Source organism: Candidatus Enterococcus huntleyi (assembly GCF_009933175.1).
Classification (GTDB): Bacteria; Bacillota; Bacilli; order Lactobacillales; family Enterococcaceae; genus Enterococcus_K; species Enterococcus_K huntleyi.
Genome location: NZ_MAEJ01000004.1, coordinates 23,794 through 36,612, shown reverse-complemented (window position 1 = coordinate 36,612; position 12,819 = coordinate 23,794). Strand labels below are relative to the sequence as shown.

The following is a 12,819-nucleotide window of genomic DNA, read 5'->3' as shown; positions in this document are numbered from 1 at the left end:
AGATGAATAGATTGAGTAAACAAGGAATTAAGATCGCTACAATTGGCGGAGGAAGCAGTTATACACCAGAATTAATGGAAGGTTTTATTAAACGTTACAATGAATTACCCATCCGAGAAATTTGGTTAGTAGATATTGAAGAAGGTAGAGAGAAATTAGAGATTGTTGGTGAAATGGCTCGTAGAATGTGGGCTGCCTCACCTTATGATGTAGAAATCCATCTTACTATGGATCGTGAAGAAGCGCTGAAGGATGCAGACTTTGTAACCACTCAATTTCGTGTAGGACAATTAAATGCGCGTATTCGCGATGAACGAATTCCTTTATCCTACGGCATGATGGGACAAGAAACCAATGGAGCCGGTGGAATATTTAAAGCGTTACGAACAATTCCTATTATTTTAGAGATTGTCGAAGAAATGAAACGTTTGTGTCCTAATGCATGGCTGATTAATTTTACTAATCCTGCAGGAATGGTAACAGAAGCAATCGTTAGATATGGTAAATGGGAAAAAGTTATCGGATTATGTAATGTGCCAATTGGTGCAATGATGAAGGAACCTAATTTAATTGGGGAAACTTTAAATGATTTAACTTATAAATTCGCTGGTTTAAATCATTTTCACTGGCATAAAGTTATTGATAAATTTGGTGAAGATGTGACGCCAAAAATTATTGATAAAATGTTTGAAGCGGACGCTGGAATTCCCGTAAACATCCATAATGTGCCATTCTTTAAAGAACAACTCGTACAGATGAATATGATTCCTTGTGGGTATCACCGTTATTACTACCGTCAAGAAGAGATGCTTGATTTTGCGCTTGAAGAATTTGCAACGATTGGTACTCGAGCACAACAAGTGAAACAAACAGAAGCTGAATTATTTGAATTATACAAAGATCCAAAACTAGATTATAAACCAGAACAGTTATCAAAACGTGGTGGCGCACATTACTCAGATGCTGCGTGTGAATCGATTGCATCAATCTATGCTAACAAAAAAACGCATATTGTTGTTTCAACTCAAAATAAAGGAGCGGTTCCTGACCTGCCGCCAGAATGTGTCGTGGAAGTCTCTGCATACATTGGCGCTGCAGGAGCTTTACCGATTGCTTTTGGTAGTCTAGAGCCAGCAGAAAAAGGCTGGTTACAATTAATGAAAAATATGGAATTATGTATTTGTAAAGCGGCAGTTACCGGAGATTATGGCATGTTGCTACAAGCCTTTACAATCAATCCATTGATTCCTGCTGGAGCAACGGCTAAAACAGTGATGGATGAATTGCTACTAGCGCATAAGAAATTTTTGCCGAAATTTGTAGCTAAAATTGAAGAATTAGAAGCTTCTGGAGTAACGATTAAAGACGAAATTTCTCGAAGTTTAGTTTAAGGATAGTGGGTGGAAAGTATGTATTTAAGTATTGATATTGGCGGCACATATATTAAATATGCGATCTTATCAAAAAACATGGACATCATAGAGAAATGGCAAAAGCCAACAAAGCGATGTGCATCTGCGGAGCTATTTTATGATTATATTTGTCAAGATATCGATACGAATCAAGTGATTGGCGTAGGCGTAAGTACCCCAGGAATCATAGCAGAGGATTCTCGTGTTCTGTCCAAAGCGGCTGATTCAATCTGTGTAATGTATGGAACGAATGTGAATAAAGAGATAACCGCTCGCCTAAACCTACCTGTTTCAACATTGAATGATGCTAGGGCTGCTGGATTATGTGAAGTTTCGATAGGAAACGGACGAAATAGTCGGACGAGTGCCTATTGGTTAATAGGAACGGGAATTGGCGGAGCATTATTCAATGGAACTGAAGTCATACGTGGTCAGGATAACTTTGCTGGAGAATTTTCCCATTTACCAATAGGATTTGATGGAAAACGACTAAAAGGAATGGCTTCTCAGGTCTCAATTCCTGGATTATTGGCAATATATAAGAGAAATAGAGGAACGGGGCAAGTCTATACTGCTGAGCAAATATGTCAGGATTATCTAGCAGGCGAAAGGATTGCCAAAAAGACGGTCGATGAATGGTTACTGAATATTGTTAAGGGATTAAATATCATTACTATATTCTATAATCCAGAAATTATTTGCATCGGTGGTGGGATAAGCTCTGAAGATTGGTTTATAAAAGAACTTCAAAAGCTCTATTATCAAGAAATTACACATGCATTTAGTGAGCTTGTCTCGACTAAAATTGAGCGCTGCAAGTACAGAAACGATGCGAACTTGATTGGGGCAGCTATTAGTATAGCTAGCTGTATTTCTGAAGATATGAGTCTAGACTCTAAGTAAATGTGAAATTTATGAGGTAGAGGATTTAGATTGATTGAATTGAAATAAGTTTTGGGACTGTCTTAGGGCAGTCTCTTTTTGGTTCTATTGGTATGAGTGAGTCGGAAAAGGCGGATAAGGTTTATTGTAAATGATGATTCAAAAATTTAGAAAGATGATTAAACTTCCAACTGTTAAGGATTACTTAACAGTTGGAAAGTAATAAGTATAATCTTATATTACAGTTAATCTGAGCGTTAGTTAATTGAGTAGATTTTCACTAAATAAGTTATAAATATTGGCCGAAAATTAAATATAAATCAATTGGATTATATTTCATAAAAGTACGATATAGAAAATCAAGAAAAGTGATTATGTTGAGAAAATCAAGTGTAATCAATGATATAATGAATGTGCGTGTGGCAAGATTTTTTGACTTGTGTTTCGCAAGTTATGACAAAAAGGGTAGCTAGTAAGCATGCCTCCAATACCATAGCGACAATATATAATGAGTTGTTTACCGACCATGCTTCGCATAATGAGTTGCCACACGCTTCTATAAGGAGATTAAAGTCAATGCGATTAACTGAAATAGAAGACAAAAATATTTTTTTTGAGGAATTTGATATAAGTAAAAGAAGTATGACTCATCTATTATATGTGAAGGGAACCGATAGTTTTTATGAATCTTTTGAAATTCCTAAAAAAAATGGAGGTTTTAGGAATATAGATGCACCTAAAGGAAAACTAAAATATGTTCAAAAGAGATTAGCCGAGATATTATGGGAAACTCAAATTGACGTTTGGAAAAAATATGCGAACACATACGAATATAATCTTTATCAAAAAAATTTAAAAGATGGCATACGCTACAGGGTTCCAATGATTTCTCATGCTTTTGAAGTTAATAAAAGCATAATGACAAATGCAAAAATTCATAGAAATAAAAAATTTATTATAAATGTGGATTTAAAAGATTTTTTTAAAAGTTTTCATTTTGGAAGAGTGAAAGGTTTTTTTGAGAAAAATAAAGACTTTAAAGTTCCAACTGAAGTGGCAGTAATCATAGCGCAATTATCTTGTTATAAGGGAGTTCTTCCACAAGGAGCACCGAGTTCACCTATAATAACTAATTTAATATGTCAAATAATGGATTATAGGATTATGCAATTAGCAAAAAGATTTAAATTAAATTATACAAGATATGCAGATGATTTAACTTTTTCAACTAATAACGTTCAGATAGTTAATGAATACCAAACTTTTTTAAAAAAACTAGAAAAAAAGATTGTTAAAGCGGGATTTGAGATCAATGAAGATAAAACTAGACTACAGTTTAATAATTCAAGGCAGACAGTAACAGGTTTAATTGTAAATAAAAAATTGAATGTACCTAGAGAATACTACAAAGATACTCGAGCGATGGCTAATACATTGTACAAAACAGGAAGTTTTGATGTTAATGAGAGAACTGGTAGTATTAATCAACTTAATGGCCGTTTCGCATTTATTAACCAGTTAGATAAGTATAATAATAAATTAGAAAACAATGCTTCTATAATGAAAAATAATATAGAGTACCAAAAATATCTTTTGAGTGTCGAAAAAAAGGAAAAAAATATATAACAAGAGCTAAACAGTTTAGTGGACGAGAAAAAGAATACCAAAAATTTCTATTTTACAAATACTTTTATGGCAATGAGTATCCGATAATTGTAACTGAAGGCAAAACTGATGTTAGATATATAAAGGCTGCATTAAAAAAGATGTATAAATCATACCCTAATCTAATAGAGAAAATTGAAGGTAAAAATGAATTTATTTATAAATTCCAATTTTTGAATCGTAGTAAATGTCTTAGATATTTTTTTGATCTTGAGTTAGACGGGGCAGATTCAATGACAAAATTGTATAATTTTTTTTCTGATAAAGATAATGTTTCTTATCCCAACTATTTGAAACTATTTATGGAAAATGAAGCTGTTTGTCAAAATAAACCAACGATATTTCTTTTCGACAATGAGATGGCAAATAAATCCAAACCCTTAAAAAAATTTATCAATCATTCAAACATACATAAATCCAAAGTTGAACAACTTCAGAATAAATTGTATGTTGAAATAGAAAAGAACTTGTATTTAATAACGCATTCTTTGATAGGAAATAGTCGGGAAAATGAGTTGGAAGACTTGTTTTTGGACTCAATGTTAAATACAGTTATCAATGGAAAAACTTTTGATAAAGCTGGTGGAGAAGACTTTTATGGAAAAGAGATATTTTCACAATATGTGTTATCAAATTATGAAAATATTGATTTTAGAAATTTTGTTTCTCTGCTAGATGTGTTAGATACAATTTGTCAGTAAATGTTGTAGTGAAAAAAGGTTTAAATCATAACTTGACAGTTACCTGGCAAGCAGACAACACAAAAAAATAAGTTATAATTTGAGTGAAGTCAATATGACAAATTGACCACCTCTGCGTAAGTATTGACCAGTATTCATAATAATCTACACAAACCCCCGGTATAATAGATGTTCGCATGAATAGTGCGAAGAATAATTATATTGGAGGGTTTTAATGTTTTACTGAGGGCTTATAGATAGGCTCTTGTGATTGATTGTTGTCAAATGCAACCCATTTCTTTTGATTTGATTGAATGATTTGTTTTTTAACATCAACATGATGATCAAATCCTGATAAGTGTTGTAAACAAGCTTTACTTGATGCAATTTGTTGCGTATTTTGATAAGTTGATTGAAAGTAAGAAAACACAACTTCATCTAAACGTTGTAAATCAGTAAACATCTTCTTGATAGCTGGATATGAGAATTCGTTTATTGTAATTACTTGTCTTTTGATGTAGTTTGTTTTATACAGATAAAAAGATCCTTCTCACTATATTTAATTAGTTGTGAGAAGGATTTGATTTTGAAAATTAGTTATGTTAACTATAATTAATTATTAGGTACCGCTTTAAGTGATCCAAATAAGAAAGTCATATATGTTTTGCCATCTGAACCAATGTAGAATCCGATTCCGATGGTAAAGCTTTTATTATCACTAGTTTTAAGAATAGAATCATGATCTGGACTATTTTGCCAACCATTTATAACTGCTCTAGCTGCAGATTCACCACTTAAATTTTGCCAACCAGATCCATAAGAGATTGCCTCACCAACTGTGCCGTAAATATTATTAGATAATCCACCAGATGCTTCTACTACTGCAGATAAAGGTTTACCCCCACTAGGACGTGTATGTTCAAATGATGCTTCTAATTCTTTAGCTCTGATTTGAGCAGCCGCATTTAATGTAGGATCAAAAGTAATTTCATATAATCCATTAGCAACTCGATAAGCATTTAATTCTTTTAAGAATTCATCTTGGAATTTCTGAGCTTCCTCAGCATTTCGTTCGATTGTTGAAGCGCTAGGATTATTTTTATTAGTATTAGCCTCGATTGCAATTCTAAATTCAAACATAACTTGATTAACTTCTTCGATGGATGTTGCTTTATTTACTTTAGTAATGTAACCAACTGCATTCAATCCTAGATTAGCTTTTTGAATTTCTTTAATAGCTTCTTTCTTAACTTCATCTAAAGTTTTCTCTGGTTGAGGAGCATTTGCTTCATTTTTAGCTTTTGCATCGCTAACTACTTTAGTAACCGCATCAATTGTTTTAGCAGTATTAATTTGAGTTGTAAAGTCTGCTTTTTCTTGATCAGACAAGTACTCTAATGACTTTACCTCTGCTATCGCAGATTGTTGGGCATCGGCCAACTCTTTAGCAGTTTTATCAGCTTGATCATTTGTTGTAGATACTGTTTGAGCATCTTTAACGATTTGATCAATCTCAACGATAGTTTTCGCCGTATTCACTTTATTTACAAATTCAGATTTTTGATCTTTAAGATTTAGTGTATCAAGTTTAGCAAGAGCTTCTGTTTTAGCAGTTGCTAATTCTTTTTGATTTTGGTCTTCTGCATCTTTTTGATCATTTGTATCAGAGATTGTTTGAGCTTCTGCAATGATTGCATTGACTGCATCAATTGATTTAGCAGCATTTACTTTATTTGTAAATTCTGATTTATTGTCTTTTAGATTTAACGTATCAAGTTTAGTTAATGCTTCAGTTTTTGCTGTTTCTAATGACTTAGAAGCTTGATCAGCATCGTCGTTCGATTTAGAAACATTTTGTGCTTCAACTAAAATTGAGTTTACTTGATCAATAGAAGATGCATCATTGATTTGATTTGTGAAATCTGATTTCTGATCAGATTTTAAGTTTAGTGAGTTGAGTTTAGTTAAAGCTTCTTCTTTTGCTTTAGCTAGTTCTTGAGAAGCCATGTTATCTTGATCGTTCTTGTCTGAGGTTTTTTGTGCTTCTTCCAAGATACGTTCAATTACTGATACAGATTGAGTATTATTGATTTGGTTTGTGAAATCAGATTTTTGATCTTTTAAATTCATTGCTTCTAATTTAGCCAATGCATTTGTTTTGGCGGTAGCCAATTCTTTTGCATCTTGCTCGTCTGCATCATTTTTGTCAGAAATTGCTTGTGCTTCTTTTACAATTGCATCAATTTGTTCAATTGTTGTGCTAGCTGTAATTTGAGCAGTAAATGTTGTTTTTTGTTGAGAAGTTAAATTCATTTTCCCGATTAACACTTTTGCATTTGTTTTAGCAGTTTCTAGTGCTTTCGCATCATTATCCTTTTGCTCATTTGCATCAGATTGAGTTTTAGCAGAAGTTACAATTTGATTAACTGCATCAACTGATGAAGCTGAATTGATTTGTGAAACGAAATCAGCTTTTTCTTCGTCAGTAAGAGTGAATGCATCTAAAGAAGCAATCGCATCTTCTTTTGCTTGTTTAAGTGTTTGATTTGCTTTGTTTTGATTAGAAACAGTTTGTGCATTTCCTAGAATTGCATTAATTGCATCAACCGATTGAGCATTCTCAACTTGTGAGATAAAATCAGTTTTTTCAACAGATGACAATGTTAATGCATCTAGTGAAGCAATTGCGTTTGTTTTTGCTTGAGCCAATTCTTTTGCAGATTGTTCTGCATCAGCTTGCGCTTTTAATTCAGCATTTTTGGCATTCGCTTCATTCACAATTGCTTGAATTTCATCTTTACTCAATGTTGAATTAATTTGTGATACATATCCATCAACTAATTCTTGTGTTAAATAAGGTAAATCTTTCAATGAATTAATTGCATCTGAACGGTCAACTTTTAATTCAATATCTGCAATCTTCCGTTTCACATCAGCAATTTGCTCATTCAACTCATCAACAACTTTTTGCTTCTCAGCTACAATTTGTTCGAGTTCGTCTACAGATTTTTGATTCGCTTTTTGTTCTTGAAGTTCAGCCAAAGTAGCTAGATCAGCTTCTACATTATTTTCATCAAGTTCTGCTTGTTTCGCTGTTAATTGGTTTTCAATAGCAGTTAACGCATTTTGTTTTTCGTTTACAACGTTTTGCGCTTGAGCGACTTCTGCATCTACACTAGCAGACGCATCTTTAGCCGTTTGTAATGCTGCTTCTGCATTGGCAATTTGTTCCAAATCATCAGATGCTTGAATGGCATCTAAAGCGGCTTGTGCTGCATTCACAGCTTCTTGTGCTTGTTGTTGAGTAGCTAAGGTATTATTCAATACAGTTGTCGCAGTATCTAGTTCTGAGTAAGCAGAAGCTCTTTCTGCTTCTAATTCATAGATTTCATTTTGAATCACAGAAATACGTTCATTTTTTTGATCCACAATAGCTTGCAATGCTTCAATTTCAGCATCTAGGTCGGTTGCTTTAGCATTCGCTAATTCTTGTGAAGCTTGATTCAACTCTTCTTGCGCGACTTGTAATTTTGCTTCCAATTCTGCTAATTGTGCTTTTAATTTTTCTAATTCTGTCCGATTATCTGGCTGTTCAGGAACTACAGGTGTAGTTGGCTTTTCACCAGTATCAGGATTGTTAGGCTCATTTGGAACCTCTGGAGTTTCAGGTTTTACTGGAGTCTCAGGAGTTTCAGGTACAACTGGTGTTTCAGGAGTTACTGGAGATTCTGGTACAACAGGACTTGTAGGTTTTTCATTTTCTACAGGTGTCGTAGGAGTTTCAGGTTTCACTACTGAATCTTTACCGCTTGGACTATTTGTAGATGGTGTTGTCTTATTGTCCGTTGGCGTATATGTAGCATCTTCCTTTTTATTCGTTGACACATTTTTAGGTGTATCAGTAGCTTGCCCAGCGATTGTTTCATCAGGGTTATGTTTTTGTGAATCGTTTACTAGAGTATCTCCAATCACATTCCCATTGGAATCTGTCACAGTTACGTGATTACCGTCCCAAGAAATAACTGTACCAACAGCTAATGTATACTGATCGCCATTTTTGAAGCCATTATCATACAATAATTGCATTGGGTCTTTAATGTTTATAGCTAAACCGATGTTATAAACAGTATCTCCTTCAATCATTGTTAATGACGTCTGTCCCTCTGTAATTCTATTTGAAATTTGTTCTACAGTGTTAGGAATCCATACATCGGCATCAGCTGAGGTTGTATTGAAAGTCATACCACCAAGTAGAAGCGTACCAAATACCATACCTTTTACTAACCAACCATGTTTTCCTTTAACCATTTTTGCTCGGTATTTTTTTTCCGAAGCTGAAACATTGCTAAAGTTATTTATTTTCATTTAGCGACCTCCTTGTTTTTATACAGCTAATTCTAGCCTATTTCAATTATACAAAATGACGTATTCATAATATGAACACTTACGGTTTTCAAGCAAACTTTTTTAGAAAATTTCAACTTTTTTTGAATAAAAAAGAAGATAGCTGTTAACTATCTTCCTTAGGGGTTACTTCATATCCATAATAATCTAATGCACCGATCATATCTTGAATAATATACTCTCTCATATGATTAGGTGAAATCACTTTTATCATATCACCTTGACTAAGTAACCACATTTTTACTCCATAACCATCATTTGATTCGACTTCAATACGGAAACTTCCATCTTCATTTTCCTTAAGAATTTTAGAATTTGGGAAACGATCCAATACATATACAGGATCATGATAAAAGTCAACAATCATCGTGATTGTATTTCCTAAAAAGGGGAGATGAGCCGTTTGATTTCTTAAAGCACCACTTTCGAAACGATCTTTATGCTTTGTTCTATTTTTAGAAGATACAATCCTCGGATTCACCATATTATTAATACGAAATTTATTTAACGCAGAAAAATCTCCATCATCTTGAGCCGTGTGCGAAGCTGATAACATGAAAAAATATAAATCAGAAAAATGAACAGCATTCGGAATGCGTTTGAAAGTTCGTGTTTCTCCGCATTTTGTATACTCGAACTCAATCATTTTATTTTCTGAAATTGCATCATAAATAAGGTTAATTCTATCTAGTAGGGTTACTTTTGAAACACCATGATAGTAGAGTTCTTCATTAGCAATAAATTGACGAACTCTTTTTTTATCTTTTGATAAGTCATGGAATTTATCAATGAAATTAGTCATTTCTTCTATATTGAATGCACGACTAGCAAATAAGATTTTTAAAGTAGCAAGTAATTCATCATCTGTTAAGAAGTTCTTTTTAATATATTCAGGTAGTTGATAAACTCCTTTTCCCTCACGAAATAGTCTTCCAATATAAGGTGTATTCAAAGAAGTTCGCAGATTTTCTTCTAGCGCTTCTTCGATAACGGTCATATCTCTTTGAATCGTACTTCCTTTTTTCTGATATTCTTCAATTAAATCTTTTTTATAAAGTGTTTCACCATTTAATAACTGGATGAAAATTCTAAGGATTCTCATTTGTCCATTCATGATTATTCTCCTTTGTTATGTAAAATGACCGAAGTAGTCTTTTGATTTGAGGCAAGTTACTAAGCCATACAATAGCTAAGCAAGAAATGATTTTATCTATTATTCCATCTGTTACTGCACCAAAATAAGCAGCAGTAATTGCTTGTCTGCCAGTTGCTTGAATAGAAAAAACTAGTATGTCTGAAACTGATTTATGTAATCCACCAAATCCTCCGTACAAAATGACACGTATTGGGGCACTAACTAAAGAACCGATCAGGACAAGTAAAATACCCGTTAAAACTGCTTTTGAATAGGTGAAATTCTTTCTTGCACATAAGTTTGTGACAATAGCGATTGTGATACTCACTAAGGCAAAGGGTAAAGCAAGTGGTCCATGAATAACTGCTAATAATAAATTTGTACATAAACCTGTAATAACACCATACCTCATTTTAAAATTCGCTGAGATAAAAATAGTTCCTAATGAATCTAAAAATAGGAATGGAATATGCGTTAAGGTGATAATCGATCCTAGTATAACGTTTATACATACAGCCATAGCGCATAGAGTGAAAATTTTGATTGAGTGTTGTTGCATTGAGAAATTCCTCCTTTTTATAACTACAGTTCTATTATACAAAATCACGTATGCATATTATGACTACTTTATTCTATCAAGCGATTTTATAGAAAGATATATGTATTTAAAAAAGAAAATCTGAGTTTTACCTGAGTTTAGACGGCGGCTAAGGCCACAACAAATTTAGAGATAAATTCTAACTTCCGGTTTTTCCAAAGTGGGCAATTATCTATCGCCGTTTAAAAGAAAAGGAAGAATCAAAAAATAAAAAAGCCAGTCAAAAAAATTTGACTGACTCAATAAATTTGGTTTCATCAGGATACATTTGCGGTCACACTAAGGCAAAATTGCACCTAAATGACCTCAAATTTGTTTGTATGACTGGAATTTAAGCCTATTAGATCAACAATTTTAAATCTAATTCACCTATGCATTATTCCCACTCGACTGTTGCTGGCGGTTTGCTGGTAATATCGTACACGATTCGATTGACGTGTGCGACTTCATTAACGATACGAACAGAGATTTTTTGCAAGACATCCCATGGGATGCGAGCGAAATCTGCGGTCATGCCGTCGATGGATGTTACGGCACGGATACCGATTGTGTAATCGTAGGTACGGCCGTCGCCCATAACGCCGACTGAACGGATGCCTGGTAAGACTGTAAAGTATTGCCAGATGTCACGATCAAGGCCAGCTGCAGCGATTTCTTCGCGTAAGATTAAATCAGAATCGCGGACGATTTCTAATTTTTCTTCAGTGATTTCGCCTAGGACACGGATACCTAATCCTGGTCCAGGGAATGGTTGGCGCCAAACGATTGCGTCAGGCATGCCTAATTGTTTGCCTAATTCGCGGACTTCGTCTTTGAATAGGGTGTTTAAAGGTTCGATTAGTTGGAATTGCATGTCTTCAGGTAAGCCGCCGACATTGTGGTGAGATTTGATTGTTTGCGCAGTCTCAGTTCCACTTTCGATGACGTCAGTATAAAGAGTTCCTTGTGCTAGGAAGTCAATTCCGTCTAGTTTTGTTGCTTCATCGTCGAATACATACACGAATTCGTTTCCGATGATTTTACGTTTTTCTTCTGGGTCAGAAACGCCAGCAAGTTTATTCATAAAGCGTTCTTTTGCGTCAACTTTAATGATGTTTAGGCCAAATTTTCCGCCTAGACTTTCCATTACTTGTTCAGCTTCGCCTTTACGTAATAAGCCGTGGTCAACGAAGATACAAGTTAATTGATCGCCGATCGCTTTTTGTAAAAGAACCCCAACGACACTTGAGTCAACCCCGCCTGAAAGGCCAAGAAGAACTTTTTTGTCGCCAACTTTTTCACGAACTTTGGCAATTTCCATGTCAATGAAGTTATCCATTGTCCAGTTGCCGCTACATTCGCAGACATCCATAGCAAAATGACGTAATAAATCATTGCCGTATTCAGAATGGCGAACTTCCGGGTGGAATTGCACGCCGTAGAATTTACGTTCGCTATCTTGAATAGACGCGATTGGGCAGTCTTTACTTGTAGCAACTACTTCAAATCCAGCAGGTGCTTCAGTGACTAAATCACCGTGGCTCATCCAAACAGTTTGTTTGTCTGGCGTATTTTGGAATAGGGCAGCAGAAGAGCTAGTGACTTCTAGTTCAGCTTTACCGTATTCACGATTTTTTGCGGATTCAACTTTTCCGTCTAAGCAATGAGTGATTAATTGCATTCCGTAACAGATACCTAGAATTGGAATGCCTAATTCTAAAATCTCTGGATCAATCCGAAACGCTTTTTCATCGTAGACACTATTTGGTCCACCAGATAAAATGATGCCTTTTGGCGCCATTTTTTTGACTTCAGCAGCAGTAATTCGGTGGCTTAGTAGTTCTGAAAAGACTCCAAACTCACGGATGCGGCGTGTAATTAATTGATTGTACTGACTACCGTAATCGAGTACGATAATCTTTTCAACATTTGTCATGTCGGCAACGTTCGTCACATTTATTACCCCTATTCATTTTAATTTATCTCAAAGGAAGGTCAGGCCTTCACTCTAAAACGCAAAATTTATCTTACAAGTAGTATCATACCAATATTTCTAGCCTACGT

At 34.5% G+C, this 12,819-nt stretch carries 9 protein-coding genes; 4 read left to right on the top strand and 5 right to left on the bottom strand.

The window, feature by feature from the left end:
* Positions 1-11: 11 nt before the first annotated feature.
* The 4 genes from BAU15_RS03945 (at position 12) to BAU15_RS15665 (ending at position 4,660) form a co-directional block, all read left to right on the top strand.
* Complete coding sequence (locus BAU15_RS03945) at positions 12-1,391, top strand: 6-phospho-beta-glucosidase (RefSeq protein ID WP_272927909.1); 1,380 nt, start codon at positions 12-14, stop codon at positions 1,389-1,391.
* 18 nt (positions 1,392-1,409) lie between these two features.
* Positions 1,410-2,315 (top strand): ROK family protein, encoded by a 906-nt coding sequence (locus BAU15_RS03940; RefSeq protein WP_161841470.1) that lies wholly within the window; start codon positions 1,410-1,412, stop codon positions 2,313-2,315.
* Between the two features lie 555 nt (positions 2,316-2,870).
* The gene (locus BAU15_RS15670) at positions 2,871-3,920 is read left to right on the top strand and encodes a reverse transcriptase domain-containing protein (RefSeq protein ID WP_237580127.1); all 1,050 of its coding nucleotides are present in this window, start codon (positions 2,871-2,873) and stop codon (positions 3,918-3,920) included.
* A 140-nt stretch (positions 3,921-4,060) separates the two neighbouring features.
* On the top strand, positions 4,061-4,660 hold the full coding sequence (locus BAU15_RS15665) for a hypothetical protein (protein WP_237580126.1): 600 nt from the start codon (positions 4,061-4,063) through the stop codon (positions 4,658-4,660).
* Between the two features lie 211 nt (positions 4,661-4,871).
* Here BAU15_RS15665 and BAU15_RS03930 read toward each other — a convergent pair whose 3' ends face one another.
* From BAU15_RS03930 to guaA, 5 genes are all read right to left on the bottom strand, one after another.
* Complete coding sequence (locus BAU15_RS03930; protein ID WP_161841469.1) at positions 4,872-5,102, bottom strand: hypothetical protein; 231 nt, start codon at positions 5,100-5,102, stop codon at positions 4,872-4,874.
* Between the two features lie 149 nt (positions 5,103-5,251).
* Positions 5,252-9,004, bottom strand: a complete 3,753-nt coding sequence (locus BAU15_RS15855) for a CAP domain-containing protein (RefSeq protein WP_272927908.1) — start codon at positions 9,002-9,004, stop codon at positions 5,252-5,254.
* A gap of 145 nt (positions 9,005-9,149) precedes the next feature.
* Positions 9,150-10,157, bottom strand: coding sequence for a helix-turn-helix transcriptional regulator (locus tag BAU15_RS03915; protein ID WP_161841466.1), 1,008 nt, complete (start codon positions 10,155-10,157; stop codon positions 9,150-9,152).
* Entirely contained in the window at positions 10,132-10,737 is a 606-nt protein-coding gene (locus BAU15_RS03910; protein ID WP_202622709.1) for a hypothetical protein, read from the bottom strand. Before BAU15_RS03910 ends, BAU15_RS03915 begins: the two co-directional genes overlap by 26 nt.
* 415 nt (positions 10,738-11,152) lie before the next feature.
* Entirely contained in the window at positions 11,153-12,709 is a 1,557-nt protein-coding gene (gene guaA / locus BAU15_RS03905) for a glutamine-hydrolyzing GMP synthase (RefSeq protein ID WP_161841465.1), read from the bottom strand.
* Positions 12,710-12,819 lie beyond the last annotated feature (110 nt).